Below are 18910 nucleotides of genomic sequence, written 5' to 3'. Positions count from 1 at the left end.
TCGGCTCAGTTGCCTGTGCCCAGATCGCCCAGATATTTGCTTTTGGGGTAGTTGTAGGCGAGCACCTTGCGTACGGTTTCCGCCTGATTCTGGAGGTTAAGATGCCGGTAGGAGCGGACCAGGTAGTACAGGGCTTCTTTCCTTGAAGGGCTGAGCTGGTAGCGGGTAACCACGTTATCACAGCGATTGGCCGCCGCAACGTAAGCGTGGCGCACATAATAGAACTTGCAGATGTCCAGATTGCGCTTGCCGAGAATGTCGATGATTTTGGCCATGCGCAGACGGGCATCGACAGCATAGGGACTATGGGGCCACCGTGTGGCCAGCGTTTGTAGAGTGCTAAAGGCTTCTTCGGCGGGTTTGGGATTCCATTCAGCGCCCTGGATGCCTTCATAGTAGGCGATGCCTTTCAAATACCAGGCATAATCCACATGGGGGTTAGCCGGATGCAGTTTGATGAAGCGTTCGGCTGCTGCTGCAGCGGCTTCGGAATCGCCACTCTTGTAGTAACTGTAAGCAGTATCCAGTTGTGCCTGTTCAGCATAGGGACCGTAGGGATAGCGGGTTTCCAGTTCTTCATAATGACGAATGGCCGAGGTGTAATCCCCGCGTTCCATGGCTTGCTTGGCGGGCTGATACATTTGTGCAGCCGAAGCATGGGTTTCCGCAGTCTGATCGCCTTTGTGGGGAGTGCTGGCACAACCAGCCAGAATGGCAGTACAACAAAATGAAATAAGTAAGCGTTTGCGCATGAAGGACAATAGTCTATAGTGGCGAGCCATGAGCGACGATACTACGGGACTTCCCATGATTTTGCCAGTGGATCAAGCCGGTGAACGACTGGATGCGGTTTTGAGTGGCCTGCTTCCGGACATCAGCCGCAGCCGGATCCAGACCCTGTTGAAAGACGGCCATATTCGAGTGAACGGCGCCGTCGAAAAACCCAGCCTGCGCATTCAGGGCGGCGAAGCGGTAGACATTGATTGGCCGGAAAGCGAACCCAGTGTCTGGCTGGCCCAGGATATTCCTCTGCATATTATGTATGAAGATGCGCATATTCTGGTCCTCCACAAACCGGCCGGGCAGCTGACTCATCCCGGTGCCGGCCATGCGGATGGTACCTTGGTGAACGGGGTGCTGGCGCATCTGCCGGATAACGCCTATTTGCCTCGGGGTGGTATTGTCCATCGCCTGGACAAGGACACCACCGGCTTGCTGGTAGTGGCCAAAACCGAAATGGCGCGGCAGTCGCTGATAGACCAGTTGGGTGACCATACCATGCACCGGGAGTATCTGGCCCTGGTGAATGGCCCGATGACCGGTGGTGGTCGGGTGGATGAGCCCATTGGCCGCCATGCCCATGATCGGCTGCGGATGACCGTGCGTGCCGACGGGCGCCCGGCACAAACCGATTTTCGTCTGGTGGAGCGCTTCCCCCGCCACAGCTTCCTGCGTTTGCGTCTGGCGACCGGGCGCACCCATCAGATTCGGGTGCACATGACCCATATTGGCCATCCGTTGGTCGGGGACCCGGTATATGGGGGGCGCATGAGCGTGCCCCAGGGACTGGATGCTGAAGGCTTGGCTTACTGGCAGCAGTTTCGGCGTCAGGCCCTGCATGCCTGGCGCTTGAAGTTGTACCATCCGGAAACGGAAGAGTTGATGAGTTGGGAAAGTCCGCTTCCGGAGGAAATGGAAAAACTGCTGGATTTGTTGCGGCAGGCCCGCCGTGCCCACTGATGCACCATCTATTCTAATCCCCGACTGGCCGCTGCCAGCGGGAGTGCATAGCGCGATCACCCGACGTAACGGGGGTTGCAGTGAAGGTCCTTATCATTCCTTCAATCTGGGTGATCATGTCGGTGATGTGGGTCAGGCCGTGGCCAAAAACCGCGAGCAACTTCGTGCCTTGCTGAAATTACCCCAGGAACCACAATGGCTGCGCCAGGTACATGGTACGGAATTGCTGCAGATTCCAGCTACTCAAGACCTCTCTCCGCTTCCCGAAGCCGATGGGGCGGTGACCCATCTTGCGGGGCAAGTGTTGGCGGTGTTGACTGCTGATTGTCTGCCGGTGTTGGCTTGCAGTCGTGATGGCCAGCATCTTGGAGCCTTTCACGCCGGTTGGCGGGGTCTGCTGGCCGGTATTCTCGAAAAAGGGGTGGCGGCTCTGGCAGTGCCTGGCAAGGAAGTTCTGATATACTTGGGTCCAGCCATTGGGCCCGAGGCTTTTGAAGTGGGTCCGGAGTTGAGGGCAGCTTTTGTTGCGGAAGATCCGCAGGCTGTCAGCGCCTTTCGTGCGGGGGTAGGGGATCGCTGGCTGGCGGACATTTATCAGCTTGCCCGGCAGCGCCTGCAACGGGTTGGGGCCACGGCCATTTATGGTGGGGGCCTGTGTACTTTCAGTGATACCGAATTTTTTTCGTACCGGCGGGATGCAGTGACCGGACGAATGGCATCTTTGATCTGGAGGGAATAAGTCATCATGGCGACTTTACGCAGAGCCGGTGATCCGGCGCTGGTTACGGACCCGGACATCATTGCCGGGCTGTTGGCTCCGCTGGGTGTGCTTCTGGAAAAGCTTCCTGTTCCCGCAACGGACAGCAGCCGCTCCCTGTTGGCCCAGGCAGAACTCAGTGGCGACGATCAGGAAAAGCTGCTGGGGGCTCTGGATGCGGTGTTTCGGCGCTTACAATCTGAAAAAGGGTACCAGGACCGGGATCTGGTAGTGCTCTATCCCGGTCACCCCCAGCTGGAGGCACTCAACGCCCGTTTTCATCGGATTCACACCCATGATGATGAAGAGGTGCGTTACATCGTCGATGGCGAAGGGGTTTTTGGCTTTGTGCTGCCCGATGCGCAGCAGGTCGAGCTGACGGTGATGGCAGGCGATTATATTCATGTCCCGGCTGATGTGGAGCACTGGTTCCGTCTCAATCAACTCCAGCGGATCAAGGCGGTCCGTTACTTCAGCGCCCAAGGCGGATGGACTCCCCATTATACGGATCGTCCCTTGCAGAGTTTTCACGGTTTATGAGTGGCTACATCGAGGTGGATTACCAGTTTCCTGCCGGGGTCGATGCGCAGCGGCAGGCTCAGGCCATTGCCATCGGGCAGACTGCAGGAAGCTGGGACGCGCGTTTTCAGCATCGGGAAGAACAGCTTCGGGGGCATCTCGCTGAAGTACTGGCATTGCATGAATTACCCGAGGGACGACACCTGGCCACCATCCGTTTTCCCGCCGAAAATGTGGATGGACGCATGGGTAGTCTGCTGACCATGATATTCGGGAAATATTCTCTGGCGGGTCCGGCCAAGGTCATGGCCATACGCTTACCCGCCGAGTATGGGCAATCTTGTCGCTTTGGTCTGGCGGGTATCCGCGAAAAACTGAACGTAGCGGAACGCCCCCTGATTATGGCCATTTTCAAGCCCGCTCTGGGGCTGAGTGCTGAGGATCATGCCGAAATTCTGGCAGAAGTGGCGATGGCCGGTCTGGATATCATCAAAGATGATGAAATTCTGCCGGACCTGCCTTCGGCTGCTACGCTGGCCCGCTGGGAAGCCTGTGCACCCATTATTGAGGCGCGTCGCGATCGGACCGGGCGGGATTTACTCTACGCCATGAATCTTTCCGGAGATGCCCGGCAGGTTCAGGAACTGGCCCGGCAGTTGGCTGACCGGGGGGCCAATGCCTTGCTCCTGAATGTGCTTGCCTATGGATTCCCCATGCTGGAAGCCCTGGCAGCAGATCCGGAAGTGAATGTCCCGATTTTTGCGCATCCGGCCCTGGCTGGGGCCTGGTGCGCTGCACCCGATTATGGTTTTGCCTATGCGGCCGTGCTGGGGACGGCGATGTCCTATGCTGGTGCAGATGCGGTTCTTTATCCTGCCCATTATGGCAGCTTGCCTTTTCCGGAGGCGGATGAGCAGGCCATTGTTGCGGCCTTACGGGCGCGGGGCGTAGCGCCAGTTCCCTCTGCGGGGGTGCACCCCGGTATGTTGAGCGCCATTCTGGAAGATTACGGCCCCGAGGTTATTCTCAACGCGGGGACCGGGATTATGGATCATCCCATGGGACCCTCCAGCGGCGTGCTGGCCTTTCATGAAGGGCTGGAACGCTGGCAGGAGGGAGCTTCCCTGAAACTGTCTGATCTGCCCGCCGGACCTTTGCGCACGGCCGTGGAAAAATGGGGGGCTGCCTGATGCTGTCCAAAGCCATTTTCTGTGACTTTGATGGAACCATCACGGAGCAGGAGATTTTTGTGGCCTTGATGCGGCATTTCGCCCCGGAGACTGCTGCGCAGGTTCTTCCGGAAATTTATGCGCAACGCTTGAGTCTGCGGGAAGGATTACCCCGGATCCTGGAAGGCATTCCGTCCCAACGCTGGCCGGAAATGGAAGATTTTGTTCGGGGTACAGCCTTGCGTCCCGGTTTGGAACATTTACTGGCTTCCGCCCGCCAGGCGGCTGTGCCTTTTATTGTGGTGACAGGTGGCTTTACCCGCATGGCAGAAATCGTCCTGGAACCTTATCGCGCCGATATTCATGCGATTCACGGGCTGGAAGTGGATTGCTCCGGCCCGAATTTGCGGGTTTTTTCGCCCTGGCAGGATGCGCATGAACTGGTGGCCAAACGTCAGGTGCTCGCCCATTATCAGCCCGGGACGGCGCTCTGCATTGGCGATTCCATCACTGATCTGCGGGTGGCGCGCGACTGCCCTCTGGTTTGTGCCCGTGATCGGCTGGCGCAATATCTGCAGGAGGAAGGCAAGGCTTTCATTCCCTTTGAAACGCTGGATGATGTCAATGCGGCACTGGCTGCACGCGGTTGGTGGAAGGAGGGTGCCGATGCACCATGAAAATTTGCGACAGGGGCTGGCACTGGCTGCCCGAAGCTTTTATGAAAGAGGCTGGATGCTGGGAACAGCAGGTAATTTATCGGCGCGCATGGCTGAAGAGACTTTCTGGATAACTGCCAGTGGCCGTCCCAAGGATTTGCTGGATACCGAAGATTTTGTTTCCGTAAACCTCCAGGGGGAGGTACTGCTTGCTGCCAGCGGACGTAAACCTTCGGCTGAAACTTCCATCCATCAGGTGATTTATCAACATATTCCTGAAGCCCGGGTGGTTTTTCATGTGCATTCCATTGAGGCCAATCTCTGCGGACATTTCGCCAGAAACGGGCAACTCCGTCTGCCGCCCCTGGAGATGCTCAAGGGACTGGGGATTCCCGATTCGGAACCCGAAATAGATCTGCCGGTTTTTGCCAATCATCAGGACGTTGCCCGCATTGCCAAAGAAATGGATACTGTTTTTGCGCAAGCCATTCCCCCGGTGCCCGGCGCGCTGATTCACCAGCATGGCGTCACTGCCTGGGGCGGTGATTTGTTGTCTGCACGCCATCACCTGGAATTGCTGGAATATTGTTTTCGTTATCTCGTACAGGCTAAAGCCCTCGCTATAGGAGTTCAGGCATGAGTCAAGCGCTTCTCACCGTCATCGGCGAAGATCGCCCCGGTATTGTCGCAGCTGTCACCCAGGCGCTGTTTACGGCGGACTGCTCCATTGGTGACGCTTCCATGATGCGTCTGGGCGGTTATTTCACCATCATGCAGGTCATTGACTACAGCAGAGACCTGGGCTCCGTGGAAATGGCCCTGGACCCTGCCATCAAGCGCCTGAATTTACGGGTACACCTGGATCCTATTTCCAGTGTTGCGGTCGCGGCAGATCTCCCCAACACCCGGGTCACAGTTTATGGGGCAGATCATCCGGGTATTGTGGCCGGGGTGACCGGCGCCTTGGCCGCCATCGGTTTTAATGTGATTGATCTGGAAAGCGAAAGCTCCGGAAGCGCCGAGCGGCCACTGTACGTCATGGTCATTCAGGGCTATGCCCCCGATGGCATTGAAAGCGTGCGCAAGGCGGTTTTGCCCCTGCGGGAAAAAGAAGGGGTAGAAGTGGGTGTCCACCCCATCGAAGCGGCCGTATTCTGATGGCGGTACTGTCCATCCTCACCTATCCCGATGCGCGTCTGCAGCGCAAGGCCGAAGCCGTCCAGGTTTTTGACGATGAACTGCAAAAATTTATCGGGGATTTGACCGAAACCATGTACGCCGGTCCGGGGGGCGTCGGTATTGCCGCCCCTCAGGTGGATCGCCATCAGCGTATTGTCATTGTCGATGTGCGCCCCAAACTGGGGGAGGATTGCCATGGTCTGATGGTGCTCATCAACCCCGAACTGATGGCCTGGGAAGGAATGGCGGTGGGCCGCGAGGGCTGTATGTCGGTCCCGGATTTTACCGGCAATGTTATCCGCGCCGAGCGCATTCAGGTGCAGGCCCAGGACGTGTTGGGACGCGAGCGCAGTTATGAATGTGAAGGCTTTGAGGCACGGGCGGTGCAGCATGAAATGGACCATCTGGACGGATTTCTGTTTCTGGACCGCCTGGTGTCACGAAAAACCGACCTGTTTCGCCGCAAAAATTACCAGAAATCCCAATAACCAGAACCTAGACAGCTCCGTACTGAGTATCGAGCCAGTGACGATAACTGCCATCCATGACCTGTTGCCACCATTGCGGATGCTCCAGGTACCAGAGGATGGTGCGCTGAATGCCGGTGGGAAAATCCACCGCAGGTTCAAAAGCCAATTCCCGGGTGATTTTGTCCGCATCAATGGCATAGCGGCGATCATGGCCGGGGCGGTCACGGACATACTGAATCAGTTCTTCGCTGTTGCGTCCCAGCGCAGGGGCGGCTTGGGGGTATTGCTCCGACCAGCGGGGATTGCTGGCGAATAGTGCATCCATCTTCCGGCAGACCAGTTGCACAATGTCGATATTGGCCCATTCGTTACAACCACCAATATTGTAGCTTTCGCCTTCCCGGCCCTGTTCAAGAATGGCGACGATTCCCCGGCAGTGATCTTCCACATATAGCCAGTCGCGAATCTGCTGACCATCACCGTAAATGGGCAGGGCTTTATTGTGAAGAATATTGACGATGATGAGGGGGATAAGTTTTTCGGGAAAATGATAAGGTCCGTAATTATTGGAGCAGTTGCTGGTCGTCGTGCTTAATCCGTAGGTATGCTGATAGGCACGGACCAGATGGTCGGAGCCCGCCTTGCTGGCGGCATAGGGAGAATTGGGCGCATAAGGCGTGTCTTCGCGAAAGGCAGGGTCTTTGGGTCCGAGGGTGCCGTAAACTTCATCAGTGGAAATATGATGAAAACGATGGGGAACAGGGCCTTCAGGGCCATCCAGCCAGAGAGATTTCGCCATTTTGAGGAGCGTATGGGTGCCGACGATATTGGTCTGGATAAAAGCATCAGGGTCATGAATGGAGCGATCGACGTGGCTTTCCGCAGCAAAGTGCACAATGACATTGATGTCATGGGCACGCAGGCTGCTTTCAACCAATGCCGCATCATTAATGTCACCCTGAACAAAGTGAAAGCCGGGATGCGATTCCAGTCCGTCAAGATTATGGTGGTTACCGGCGTAGCTGAGGACATCGTAAGCGGCCAGAATCCCTTGAGGATGGTTCTTCAGCCAGTAGTGACAAAAATTGCTGCCAATAAAACCGGCGGCACCGGTGACCAGCAGGCGTTTTTCCGCGAGTATTGCAGAAGAGGTGGCAGACATGGGGGTTCCTTAGTTTAATCAGAATCGGTATCGGTGAGCATTTGCCGCAGTGCCTGGCGCCAATGCGGAGCCGCACCTAATGCGGCATAGCTGGTACTTTTATCCAGTACCGCGCAGGCAGGGCGGCGGGCGGGGGTTGGGTAGGCGCTGGCGGGAATCATCTGAAGGGGGATGCTACGCTGAAGCAGACCCAAAGCCAGAGCTTCTTCCTGAATTGCGACCGCAAAATCGTACCAGGAGGCCACGCCGGCATCCGTCCAATGCTGAATGCCGTTGAATTCAGGTTGTTCGTAGGCCCGCCAGATGGCAGCCGCCAAACCTGCCGCCCAGGTAGGACTGCCAATCTGATCGCCAACCACTCCCAGAGAGTCCCGTTCTGACATCAGCCGCAACATGGTTTTGACAAAATTTTTACCGTGGGCGCTATACACCCAGGCTGTCCGCAAAATGAGCGCATTTCTCCCCAGAATACGGACAATTTCTACCTCGCCGGCAGCTTTGCTGGCACCATATACGCCAAGTGGATGACAGATATTGTCTGGCTGATAAGGGGTCGCCTGACTCCCATCAAATACAAAATCCGTGGAAACATGAATGAGTCGGGCAGAATGTTTTAGGGCAGCCTCTGCACAATGAGCAGCGCCATCCCGATTGATGGCATAGGCTTTTTCCGATTCCGACTCGGCAAGATCAACGGCGGTATAAGCGGCGGCGTTGATGATGAGGTCGGGCTGAAAACTCTCGGCAGCCTGTTCCACCTGTTCCCGAATGGCAATATCTGCCTGGGCGCGAGACAAGGCGCGCAGTTCAACAGACTCAGGTCGGTGACGTTGGAGTTCCCAGCCTAACTGACCATTCGCACCAAAGAGCAGGACGCGTTTGATTCTGGATCCGGCGGTGCTCATGTCTGGCTCCTGCTTCCTTGCAGTAGACTCATGCAACGGGCCATGCAACGGGGCCTGTTAGCATTCATGGGATTTTCCTCCGGATATTTAGTCAGAACGGCCGGTTGGGGCGTAAAGAAATTCATAGAAGTTGTCCATGGCAATGCCCTGGGTATCATAGCCCGTTACTTCGACCTGATTATTTTGGGTACCCACCGCCACCATGCAGGCATGCTCTTGAGGCAGAGCAGAGGCCGCCACGAAAGAGGACCCCTTTTGTCCGCAGGTATTGTGCGGATATTCCTGATTCAGACTGACGATAAGCTGATCAGCTATCTGCTGCGCTTGCTGTGGAGACCTAGCCGCAAAAGCCCGTTTATTCCGCCAGGCATCGGCAATGGCTTTGCGTTCTGTGGCTGTGCTGGCTGATGCCATGGCTTCATGATGCATCTGGTCCAGAGTTTCCAACGCCACATACAAATCGGTGCGCGCACCACTCTGCTGATCAATGACATGAACACTGAGAATAATGGCCAGTATGCCATAAATGACGATGACCGCACCGAGCGCCCAGGCAAAACGCAGCCGACTGGATTTGCCAGGATGATTCGCCATCAGGAAGGCCGCCGTTGCGCGGGACGGGCCCGGCGATGTGTGCTTTTCGGACTATTTTGGCGGTCAGCTATATGCCCCTCTTCATGGCGAATCTGCAAACGATTTTCGGCGGCAAAACGCATGATTTCCGCAAAGGCCTCGGGGCGTAATTGTTCCAGACTTTCATCCATGATGATGGCCGCGTTGCCATTAATGTTGGCGGGCTCAATCAACGGCAAATAATGAATTTTATGGTCGGCACCGAAATGGGCGAGCCCCACCCCTTCCAGGAGCATTTCAGCCCAGGCTGAGGGACGAAATTTGCCCCCGCTTTCGGTTACGCCATCAATGATGATCATGGATACCGCTGCTCCTCAGGAAAGGGGGCGATAATAACGCTCTTCGCATGGAGAATGAAGGGTTCACGAATAGGTTTCTGCCTTTGCGAAAGAGCAGCCGGCCGCATCCTTGCTGGCCAGCTGGGGTTCCGAATCCGTGAGGAGGGGCCAGTCTATTCCGATCTTCGGATCATTCCAGGCAATACAACGCTCGGCTTCCGGGGCGTAAAATTCAGTCGTTTTATAGAGAAAGTCGGTGCTGTCGCTCAGTACGTAAAAGCCATGTGCAAAGCCGGGCGGTACCCAGAGCATCTGATGATTTTCTTCAGAGAGTGTGGCTCCGACCCATTGACCGAAGGTGGAGGAAGACCGGCGCAAATCTACGGCCACATCAAAAACAGCACCTGAAACAACGCGTACCAGCTTTCCCTGGGGCTGATGAATCTGATAATGCAGGCCACGCAGCACGCCCTGTTGCGAACGGCTGTGGTTATCCTGCACAAAAGAGAGATTCAGGCCGGCATCACTAAATTGGCGTTGATTCCAGCTTTCCATGAAAAATCCCCGGGTGTCGCCAAATACTTTGGGGGTAATGAGCAGCACCTCGGGGATGCGCAACTTTTCAATCCTCAAAACGGTGACCCTTCTTCAATGATGCGCAGCAGATATTCTCCATAACCACTTTTTTTCAGTGGGGCTGCAAGTTCTGTGAGTGTGTCTGCATCAATATAACCCATGCGGTAGGCTATTTCTTCAGGGCAGGCGACTTTCAGGCCCTGGCGTTCTTCCAGGGTGCGAATGAATTGTCCGGCACTGAGCAGGTCGGCGTGCGTGCCGGTATCCAGCCAGGCGGTGCCGCGCCCTAAGACTTCTACATGCAGGCGTTTTTGTTCGAGGTATAAACGATTCAGATCAGTGATTTCCAGTTCGCCGCGTGGCGAAGGACGAATTTCCCGGGCCAGGTGACTCCCATCTGCATCATAAAAATACAGGCCGGTGACCGCAAAAGAAGAGCGTGGTTTGGCGGGTTTTTCTTCCAGTCCAATAGCAATCCCCTGGCGATCAAATTCCACTACACCATATGCTTTAGGATTGGCAACGTGGTAAGCAAAAATCGTTGCCCCGTTATCGGCCTGGTTGGTTTGCTGCAGGGATTCACTAAGATCATGTCCATAAAAAACATTGTCGCCAAGCACCAGTGCCGAAGGGCTACCCGCCAGAAAGTTTTCGGCAATCAGCAAGGCTTGCGCCAGACCGTCAGGACGCGCTTGTTCGGCGTAGCAGAAATCCATCCCCCACTGCCGACCATCTCCCAAAAGCTGCTGGAAACGTGGAAGATCGTTGGGGGTGGAAATAATCTGGATTTCGCGGATTCCAGCCAACATCAACGTGGCGAGTGGATAATAAATCAGGGGTTTGTCATATACCGGCATCAGCTGTTTGCTGACTGCCTGGGTCAGCGGATACAGACGGGTACCGGAACCCCCGGCGAGGAGAATACCTTTACGCTTCATGAACGGTCTCAGGATTTGCTGTTTTACTCTGGCTCAGACACAGGCTATTCATATACTCGGTAAAATCGGCACCCACTTCGGAATGTAATTTGCCGAAGGCAATGGTGGCCTTGAGATAGCCTAATTTGTCGCCACAATCAAAGCGCTGACCGGCAAAACGATAGGCCAGCACCTGACGTTCGCTGAGCAGATGCGCAATGGCATCCGTCAACTGGATTTCACCTCCCGCGCCACTCTGGGTGTTTTCGAGAAAATGGAAGAGCCGGGCGGGCAGAATGTATCGACCGACCACACCGAGATTGGACGGTGCTTTTTCCGGCTGGGGTTTTTCGACGATGCCGCTGACCTGAAAAATACGCTCGTCCCAGGGACGTGCGTCTACCACTCCATAACGGGTAGAGTGTTCACGGGGGATTTCTTCCACGCCAAGAATGCCGGCCTGATAGCGATGGTGCTGTTCGACCATTTGCGCCAATACGGGTGGTTCGCCGAGCATGAGATCATCTGCCAGCAGCACAGCAAACGGTTCATCGCCGATGACTGGCTTGGCCATCAGCACGGCGTGACCCAGCCCAAGAGGGTAAGGTTGACGCAGAAAAATGGTGCTGACATGGCTGGGCAAAATGCTTTGTACCTGTTCCAGCAAGGCCTTTTTGCCGCGCTTTTCCAGTTCGTTTTCCAGCTCGTAGGAAACATCAAAGTGATCTTCAATGGCCCGTTTCCCCCGACCGCTGATGAAAATCAACTGATCGCAGCCCGCAGCTATGGCTTCTTCTACGGCGTACTGGATCAGGGGTTTGTCCACTACCGGCATCATTTCCTTGGCGCTGGCTTTGGTGGCCGGTAAAAATCGGGTACCCAGGCCCGCTACGGGGAAAACTGCTTTACGTACTTCAGCCATACGTGCACTCCTTCTGGTATGCGGCGAGTATAACGAACACACCCCGCCTCTCGCAAAGTGTTTGGCTTCATGAACTATCTGCCGTTTCAGGTGCGTGAGGAAGAATCCGTGTCGGATTCGGAAAGTTCTTGCTGGATACCGGGTTCTGGTTTCTCCCGAAGCATTTTTCCACCACCGACGCCACCAGCCATGGCAAAACGTAAAGCCTGCTGGGGTGTCATGTCTGGAAGCGGGATGATTTTGTCTTTTTGAATCAGGCAGGTGAAGCCGCCGACGCCATAGCTCATGGGAATAAAAACGGCCACACAGTCTTCGGGGAGGTGCGGTAGTTCATGTAGGGTGTCACGGGTGACCAGCCCGATGATGTAGCCCATATCTCCCCCTTGCCGGACCAGTACAGCACTACGAAAGCCCCGGTCTGCGCCACCAAAAAGTAATCCCACCGTTTCCTGGATGGTGCTGTAAAGACTATGCAGAACCGGGATTCGTGCCAGCGCCTTGTTCATCCAGTCAAAAATCCATGCGGTCAGGACATGGGAAGCCAGAAAACCAACGCCCAGAATGGTCAGCAAGGTCAGGACCAGTCCCAGACCGGGGATGTCGATTCCGAAAATGGCCTTGATCGGCGCTTCAAACAAGTTATTGAGCCAGCTGCCAATCCATAACACCACATAAATGGTCAGGCCGATGGGAAGAGAAATGAGCAGGCCCTGTGCGAACCAGCGGCGCAAATGCCAATGCTGAAAACGTGAAGGCGGCTGAACGGGTACTGGCAGGGTCATTGGGATCCCGTTTTGGCAAGTATCTTGCCAGCATAACAAAAAATGGCAGGAAGTGGTGGATAATTACGGAGCATCATCGCGATCCTCCTGGTTTTTGAATAGTTGCGGGGCCAGGCCATGTTTGCGCATGAGCTTGTAAAGATCGGTGCGATGGCGACCAGCAATGCGAGCAGCCCGGGAAATGTTGCCGTCAGTGGCACGCAGCAGATTTTCAAGATACACCCGTTCAAAGGCCGTTTTGGCATCCTGTAAAGGCGGGAAGGCACTGGATCCGCCCTGACGGCCGGCATCGGGAATGGCCTCTCCCGAGACCCAGCCTTTTTCGGTGACGGCGGCGGCAAAGGTGATGGCGTTTTCGAGCTCTCGAACATTACCGGGCCAGGGTCGCTGCATCAGTTTGTCCATGGCTTCGGGGCTGAAACCTGGAATATTGCGTTCCAGGCGCTGGCTTTCCCGATCCAGAAAATATTGGGCAAGCAGCAGGATGTCTTCGGGACGCTCGCTGAGGCTGGGAACCCGTAGGGGAATGACGTGCAGGCGATAATATAAATCTTCCCGAAAGGCGCCGCTGGCAGTCAGTGCATGAATATCCTGATGGGTGGCACTGATGACGCGTAAATCCACGGTTATTTCCGTTTTTGCTCCCACCGGGCGTAACGTGCCTTCCTGTAATACCCGCAGCAGTTTGACCTGCAAGGCCAGGGGGAGGTCTCCGATTTCGTCCAGGAACAAAGTACCCTGGTCGGCGCTGCGAATGAGCCCGAGATGGTCTTGAGTGGCTCCGGTAAAAGCCCCCTTAACGTGGCCAAACAGTTCACTTTCGGCCAATTCGGAGGGAATGGCGCCACAGTTGACGGCGACAAAAGGATGGTCACTACGGGCGCTGGCTTCGTGGATAGCTCTGGCGACACGTTCTTTGCCAGACCCACTTTCTCCAGAAAGAAAAACACTGGCCTGGGAAGTGGCTATGCGGGTAATTTCGTTGACCAGACTGGCCATGACCGGACTGCGGTGGAGGATGCTTTGCCCGGCCTGGGCGCGTAGGTCAGCCCTTAACTTGCTGAGTTCACGGCCAGCGAGGCGTTGCGCCAGTGCCGCCGTGCATAATGTTTGTAATTCGTCATTACTGAACGGTTTACTGAGATAACCAAAAGCCTGGGCACGCATGGCTTCTACCGCGTTAGGAATGGTGCCATGGGCGGTCAGCAAAATAACCGGCAAATCGGGATCACGAGCCTGAGCGGCTTCAAGGACCGCCATCCCGTCCATGATGGGCATGCGTAAATCGCTGATCAGCAAATCCACACTTTCCTGGTCCAGTAGTTCCAGCCCTTGCAGCGGATTGTTGCTACTCAGCACCCGATAATCTTCACTTTCCAACCACAAACCCAGCAGCCTTAAGAAATCCGGATCATCATCAATAATGAGAATAGTGGGCATGGTTTTACGCATCTCAGGGTAGGGGCGCGCCGTGCGCTTCCAGGGTTTTTTCTGCATGCTGGTGCAGCAGGGATTCCAGACGTTGGAGCCGCGCCTGTGCGGCATCTGCAGCATTTTGTGCAGCGATAGCCTGTGCTTTGCTTTGCTGAATGCGGACTTTGTCTTGTTGAAGGAGAGTAATATTTTGCAGCAGGGCATTGACGCTGCGCCGTAAGGGCAGGATCTGGCTGGCCAGGTCCTGGTTTTGTGCCGCCATGCCGAGTTCCCGGGCGGCGTTATCCAGGGCAGTTTTATTGAGAGGGCCACTGCTTAAATAGCTGTTTGCCAAGGCTAGATGAATATTGGCACAATTTGCAGATTCAGCGGGCCCGCAATTATGCAGTGCCTTGAGTAGCTCTGGTCGGGGCGTTTCTGAAAGAGGCAGAGGTACGGCCTTGGGCTGGCTCGGTGTGGCCGGATGAATCATTGCACAGGCTCCCAGAAACAATAGGATACTGAAGGTGCCGAGTGAGCGGATCGCAAGCAATAATCGGTACATCAATGGGCTGCCTTCTGAGGAGAAGAGGGTAGCCAGATTTCTGCGCTGAGCCCCCCCTGCGGACGATTTTGAATGCGTATCCAGCCGTCTTGAGCCGCTACCAGTTCGCGGGTGATAGCCAATCCCAATCCGGTACCCCGGGGTAAACTGTTACTGACCGGAACCTGATAAAATCGTTCAAATACCCGTTCCAGCAAGGCTTCAGGAATGCCCGGGCCTTCATCTTCTACCCGAAACAGAACGCCCTGCTGTTCGGCATTGGCCTGCACGTGGATTTGTCCGCCTGCAGAGCTGTATTTGTTGGCGTTGCTGACCAGATTGCTGAGAATTTGCCGCAAGCGTTGCGGATCGGCGTACACTTCCAGCGGCGCATAGCTTTCACAAAGGAGGGTTTGCTGCCTTTTTTCTGTTAATGGCTGCATGCGTTTTTGCAGATCTTCGAGAATCTCGGACACTTTGACCGTTTGGGGTGAAAAATCCAGGGATTGCGCTTGTAAGGCATGCATGTCGAGCATTTCCTGAATGGCCGCATATAATTCCTTGACCTGACGGACGACAATTTCGAGGACTTCGCGTTGCCGTGGCAGAAGCGGGCCGATGCGCTCGCTGAGCAGTAATTCACTGCCGGAACGGGCCGAGGCCAGAGGTGTTTTCAGTTCGTGAGACACCTGGCTGAGAAATTCGTGGCGCAGGCGCTCTTCTTCCCGCAAGCGGGCCTGCATGCTGTCGATACTGCGGGCCAGATCGCGCAATTCCTGGGGCCCATCACTGGCAACATGGGCGACTTTGCCCGCCCCAATATCTTCCAGGGCCAGACGGAAGTCCTTTAATGGTCGGGTCAAGGCCGTGGCAACCCGCCAGGGTATCAACAGGCTGAGCAGCGCCGTGATAACTACCAGTGCATAAAGCAGTTGCACGGCCTGAGAACGCGCTGCCGCTGCCGCTTCCCCCTGACTGAGCAGCAAGGACTGCATAGCCTGGTGAACGTCATGAAAACGCGCTTCTACAGCCATCCGGCTAGCTTTGCCGTTGAGCACAGCTGCTTGCTCTGAGCCTGGTGCTTCTGCGGACTGCAAATAATTGGCCAGACTCACTTGTAGTTGCTGGAGTGTGTTGGCAAGTTGGGGGTAGGTTGTTGCGCCGGTCTGAACTGTTTGCAAAGACGTTTGTTCGTGATGAATCAGGTGGGCAAAGGTGGTTTCATAACCAGAGTGGGGCAGGACCTGCGCCAGGTCCTGATAAAATTCGGCCTGACGTTGTTGTCCATGAATTTCCAGTAATTGCTTTTGCAGCGGCAAGCCAATCTCAATCAGCGTATTGCTGCTGTCGCCCAGGGTATGAATCGCCTGGATGGCCGCAAATACGACCCCCGCGACCAGAAACAGGATGATAATGGCAAAAAACAGGACGCTTCGGGGAATCGAAATGGCGCCACGATGCTCTTTAGCCGGGGGGTCCATCCTCTTTTGTCCGGTGTTCTGTTCTTCCATAAAGTCCGCAGCCATCCACTCCTCCATGCCGGTTGCCCTGAACATGGGCAGGGCATTGCCGGAAACCAGTGTATGCGACTGACGTCCAGCGGCCTAGTGTAGATTATCGGCTACAGCAGCACTTCCCGGTAAATGCCACCGGTAACATGGCAGGTTACGCGTCCACATTGGCCAGAAGTGTGGCCGCCGCCTCGTATACGGCCGTGTTGAGATCAATGCCGCCGAGCATGCGGGCGATTTCCTGCTGACGTTGTGCCGCTTGCAGGGGGCTTATGGCGCTGAGGGTTTGGCCATCCTGCACCTGTTTTTCAATGTGCAGATGATGGTGACCCTGCGCCGCCACCTGGGCAAGATGGGTAACACAAAGCACCTGCTGATGGGTGCCAAGGCGGCGGAGCAGACGCCCTACGCGTTCGGCAACGGCCCCACCAATGCCCACATCCACTTCGTCAAAAATCAGAGTGTCAATGCGCTCGGGTGCAGCTAGAATGACCTGTAAGGCCAGACTGATGCGCGAGAGTTCTCCGCCGGAAGCCACCTTGGCCAGGGCCTGTGCCGGATGACCGGGGTTGGCGGTAATCCAGATTTCTGTCTGATCCCAGCCGGTGTCACGCCAGAACTTTTCTTCTTCCGGGTGACTGGATAAACGTAATTCAACCTGAGCATGGGGCATGCCCAGTTGACGGATTTGTTCGGCAACTGCGTCAGCCAGGGCTTGCTGACGGGCTTGCCGGGCGGTGGTGAGAGCATGACTGTGCTGGATATAAGTCGTTTTGGCTTTGAGTAAAGCCTGCTCAGCAGCGAGCAGCGTGCTTTCCAGGTTTTCTATTCCCTGCAGTTCCTGACGCAGGGTATCGCGTTTGGCGATTAATCCCGGCAAGTCACAATGATATTTGCGTTGAAGATCCTGCAACTGTTGCAAGCGTCGGGCAATTTCTTCCAGACGTTCGGGGTCGGCTTCCAGATCGGCCAGATAGCTATGCACATTGGAAATGCTTTCTTCGACCTGGATGAGCGCGGCATTGAGCAAAGCCTCATTTTCCTGCAGGCGGGCATCATGCTGGGAAGCCACGCTGAGATGACGCTGGGCCTCGGCCAGGGCGCGGTTGGCTGGATGCGCTTCACCTTCCAGGCCTTCCAGTGCCGCCTGGAGGTGTTCGCGCAATTTCTCGACCGCCCCGAGACGCTGTTCCTCGCTGCGCAGGCTTTCCCATTCTTCTTCCTGCAACTGCGCGGTTTCCAGCTCCTGCAGCTGAAAGCGTTGCCAATCGGCCTGTTCATTCTGACGGGTTTGCTCCGTACGTAATTTCTGACAACGCAGCGTCTGTTCCCGCCATAGCCGATGCTCTTCGGCAACCTGATCCAGCCTGGTTTCCAACCCTGCAAAACGGTCCAGCAGGGCCAGTTGACGGTCGGCGTGGAGCAACTTCTGATGTTCATGTTGTCCCAGCAGCTCAATCAGATACTCACCAAACTCCCGCAGCTGGGTGAGGGTGACGTTGCAACCATTGATAAAAGCCCGGCTACGGCCATTGCGTTGGAGGACCCTGCGCAGTACACACACCGGTTCATCCGCATTCATATCCTGATCGCGCAACCATTGGCGGGCGGCATGTTCGGAGGCAATGGCATATTCAGCACTGATTTCGGCCTGCTCTGCACCATGGCGGATACTGTCTGCATGCCCCTTGTCTCCGAGGAGCAGGGCGATGGCGTCCACCAGAATGGATTTGCCCGCACCGGTTTCTCCGGTGAGTACGGTCAAACCCGCATCAAAATCAATGCTGACGCTGTCAATCAGGGCAAAATTGCGAACCTGCAGGCTGAGCAGCATTTAATCTTCTCCCGGTGATTCGGCCCAATGCAGTTTTTCACGCAGTATCTGAAAGAAGTTTTTTTCTTCTGGATGAATAAAACGTGCCGAGCAGGGGGCACGGCGGATGTGAATTTCATCGCCGACGGCCAGAGGAATGCTACAGTGACTGTCCAGGCTGAGGGCTGCGGGCTGACGACTGGCGGTCAGGCGGGCACGGATGGTCACAGTATCGGCGACGACCAGCGGCCGGGCGGTGAGGGTGTGCGGGCAGATCGGCACCAGCAGCAATGCGGCGAGGCTGGGGGATAAAATGGGGCCACCCGCTGACAAGGCATAGGCGGTCGAACCCGTTGGAGTGGCTATGATGACCCCATCAGCGCGCTGGGTATAAACAAAGCGGCCATCCATATGGACGCTCAGTTCAATCATGCTCTCGCCGCCGCCTTTATGAATAAATACTTCATTGATCGCCAGGCCGCTATGTATTTGTTGATTGTCGCGCCACAATTCGGCATGCAGGACCCGGCGTTGATCCTGCTGATAATGCCCCTGCAAAATGGGCGGAAGGGCGCTTTCTATTTGGTCAATGGAAAGATCAGCCAGGAAGCCCAGCCGTCCCTGATTAATGCCGAGAATGGCTATGCCACTACTGGCCGTATTTCGGGCCGTTCCTAACAGGGTGCCGTCGCCGCCAATGGCAATAACCAAATCCGTTTCCGCGCGGGCTTCGCTGAAAGCCATCCGTTTCAGGCCGAGGGTATCATTGATCTCGCTAGAACATTGGGTTTCGATAAAAACTTCCCGCCCCTGGGATTGAATGAAATCACGCAACAGGCGTAATCCCGGTAGTACCGAAGGATCACGGTATTTGCTGACGAGCAGAACGCGCTGGAAGGGCTTGGTCATGGGAGTAGCCTACATGGGGGCGTTACAAACGCCAAGAGGAAAATGGCGGTTTTCA

The 18910-nt window shown here is 55.7% G+C and carries 22 protein-coding genes; 8 read left to right on the top strand and 14 right to left on the bottom strand.

Features of this window, described 5'->3' with window-relative positions; all coding sequences use genetic code 11:
• Positions 1–5: 5 nt before the first annotated feature.
• Positions 6–752: an outer membrane protein assembly factor BamD gene (locus HAP95_RS08820; protein ID WP_226832670.1), complete on the bottom strand. Its 747-nt coding sequence runs from the start codon at positions 750–752 to the stop codon at positions 6–8.
• Positions 753–780: 28 nt separating this feature from the next.
• Here HAP95_RS08820 and rluD point away from each other — a divergent pair, with 28 nt between their 5' ends.
• The 8 genes from rluD to def are packed head-to-tail and all read left to right on the top strand — an operon-like array spanning position 781 to position 6508.
• Positions 781–1740 (top strand): 23S rRNA pseudouridine(1911/1915/1917) synthase RluD, encoded by a 960-nt coding sequence (rluD, locus tag HAP95_RS08815; protein WP_215883881.1) that lies wholly within the window; start codon positions 781–783, stop codon positions 1738–1740.
• Complete coding sequence (gene pgeF, locus HAP95_RS08810; protein ID WP_215883880.1) at positions 1730–2479, top strand: peptidoglycan editing factor PgeF; 750 nt, start codon at positions 1730–1732, stop codon at positions 2477–2479. The genes rluD and pgeF overlap by 11 nt, the downstream gene beginning before the upstream one ends.
• 6 nt (positions 2480–2485) lie before the next feature.
• A complete protein-coding gene (locus HAP95_RS08805; RefSeq protein WP_215883879.1) occupies positions 2486–3037 on the top strand; it encodes a cupin domain-containing protein in 552 nt (183 codons plus the stop codon).
• Complete coding sequence (locus HAP95_RS08800) at positions 3034–4206, top strand: RuBisCO large subunit C-terminal-like domain-containing protein (protein WP_215883878.1); 1173 nt, start codon at positions 3034–3036, stop codon at positions 4204–4206. The genes HAP95_RS08805 and HAP95_RS08800 overlap by 4 nt, the downstream gene beginning before the upstream one ends.
• Entirely contained in the window at positions 4206–4862 is a 657-nt protein-coding gene (locus tag HAP95_RS08795; RefSeq protein WP_226832669.1) for an HAD-IB family phosphatase, read from the top strand. The genes HAP95_RS08800 and HAP95_RS08795 overlap by 1 nt, the downstream gene beginning before the upstream one ends.
• Positions 4852–5481 carry a methylthioribulose 1-phosphate dehydratase gene (gene mtnB, locus HAP95_RS08790; RefSeq protein ID WP_215883876.1) on the top strand — a complete coding sequence of 210 codons (630 nt, stop codon included), beginning with the start codon at positions 4852–4854 and terminating at the stop codon, positions 5479–5481. The genes HAP95_RS08795 and mtnB overlap by 11 nt, the downstream gene beginning before the upstream one ends.
• The gene (locus HAP95_RS08785) at positions 5478–5999 is read left to right on the top strand and encodes a glycine cleavage system transcriptional repressor (protein ID WP_010641569.1); all 522 of its coding nucleotides are present in this window, start codon (positions 5478–5480) and stop codon (positions 5997–5999) included. The genes mtnB and HAP95_RS08785 overlap by 4 nt, the downstream gene beginning before the upstream one ends.
• Positions 5999–6508, top strand: a complete 510-nt coding sequence (gene def / locus HAP95_RS08780) for a peptide deformylase (RefSeq protein WP_215883875.1) — start codon at positions 5999–6001, stop codon at positions 6506–6508. Before HAP95_RS08785 ends, def begins: the two co-directional genes overlap by 1 nt.
• 7 nt (positions 6509–6515) lie before the next feature.
• Here def and rfbB read toward each other — a convergent pair whose 3' ends face one another.
• From rfbB to HAP95_RS08715, 13 genes are all read right to left on the bottom strand, one after another.
• On the bottom strand, positions 6516–7652 hold the full coding sequence (rfbB, locus tag HAP95_RS08775; protein WP_215883874.1) for a dTDP-glucose 4,6-dehydratase: 1137 nt from the start codon (positions 7650–7652) through the stop codon (positions 6516–6518).
• Between the two features lie 14 nt (positions 7653–7666).
• Positions 7667–8557: a dTDP-4-dehydrorhamnose reductase gene (gene rfbD / locus HAP95_RS08770; RefSeq protein ID WP_215883873.1), complete on the bottom strand. Its 891-nt coding sequence runs from the start codon at positions 8555–8557 to the stop codon at positions 7667–7669.
• An 87-nt stretch (positions 8558–8644) separates the two neighbouring features.
• Positions 8645–9151 carry a hypothetical protein gene (locus tag HAP95_RS08765; protein ID WP_215883872.1) on the bottom strand — a complete coding sequence of 169 codons (507 nt, stop codon included), beginning with the start codon at positions 9149–9151 and terminating at the stop codon, positions 8645–8647.
• Positions 9151–9489, bottom strand: coding sequence for a DUF3579 domain-containing protein (locus HAP95_RS08760; protein ID WP_215883871.1), 339 nt, complete (start codon positions 9487–9489; stop codon positions 9151–9153). Before HAP95_RS08760 ends, HAP95_RS08765 begins: the two co-directional genes overlap by 1 nt.
• Before the next feature lie 63 nt (positions 9490–9552).
• Complete coding sequence (gene rfbC / locus HAP95_RS08755; protein ID WP_215883870.1) at positions 9553–10101, bottom strand: dTDP-4-dehydrorhamnose 3,5-epimerase; 549 nt, start codon at positions 10099–10101, stop codon at positions 9553–9555.
• Positions 10098–10982, bottom strand: coding sequence for a glucose-1-phosphate thymidylyltransferase RfbA (rfbA, locus tag HAP95_RS08750; RefSeq protein ID WP_215883869.1), 885 nt, complete (start codon positions 10980–10982; stop codon positions 10098–10100). The genes rfbC and rfbA overlap by 4 nt, the downstream gene beginning before the upstream one ends.
• A complete protein-coding gene (galU, locus tag HAP95_RS08745; RefSeq protein ID WP_215883868.1) occupies positions 10972–11883 on the bottom strand; it encodes a UTP--glucose-1-phosphate uridylyltransferase GalU in 912 nt (303 codons plus the stop codon). Before galU ends, rfbA begins: the two co-directional genes overlap by 11 nt.
• Positions 11884–11969: 86 nt before the next feature.
• Entirely contained in the window at positions 11970–12665 is a 696-nt protein-coding gene (locus HAP95_RS08740) for a DUF502 domain-containing protein (protein ID WP_215883867.1), read from the bottom strand.
• A gap of 63 nt (positions 12666–12728) precedes the next feature.
• Entirely contained in the window at positions 12729–14162 is a 1434-nt protein-coding gene (locus HAP95_RS08735; protein ID WP_226832668.1) for a sigma-54-dependent transcriptional regulator, read from the bottom strand.
• Positions 14119–14571, bottom strand: coding sequence for a hypothetical protein (locus HAP95_RS08730; RefSeq protein WP_215883866.1), 453 nt, complete (start codon positions 14569–14571; stop codon positions 14119–14121). The genes HAP95_RS08735 and HAP95_RS08730 overlap by 44 nt, the downstream gene beginning before the upstream one ends.
• A gap of 71 nt (positions 14572–14642) precedes the next feature.
• The gene (locus HAP95_RS08725) at positions 14643–16148 is read right to left on the bottom strand and encodes a sensor histidine kinase (protein ID WP_215883865.1); all 1506 of its coding nucleotides are present in this window, start codon (positions 16146–16148) and stop codon (positions 14643–14645) included.
• A 139-nt stretch (positions 16149–16287) separates the two neighbouring features.
• On the bottom strand, positions 16288–17967 hold the full coding sequence (gene recN / locus HAP95_RS08720; protein WP_215883864.1) for a DNA repair protein RecN: 1680 nt from the start codon (positions 17965–17967) through the stop codon (positions 16288–16290).
• Positions 17968–18855, bottom strand: a complete 888-nt coding sequence (locus tag HAP95_RS08715) for an NAD(+)/NADH kinase (protein ID WP_215883863.1) — start codon at positions 18853–18855, stop codon at positions 17968–17970.
• Between the last annotated feature and the right edge of the window lie 55 nt (positions 18856–18910).

Origin of the sequence: Acidithiobacillus sulfurivorans (assembly GCF_018853815.1) — a bacterium.
GTDB lineage: Bacteria > Pseudomonadota > Gammaproteobacteria > Acidithiobacillales > Acidithiobacillaceae > Acidithiobacillus > Acidithiobacillus sulfurivorans.
The sequence above is the reverse complement of the archived record's forward strand: the minus strand, read 5'-3'. Positions and strand labels throughout refer to the sequence as shown.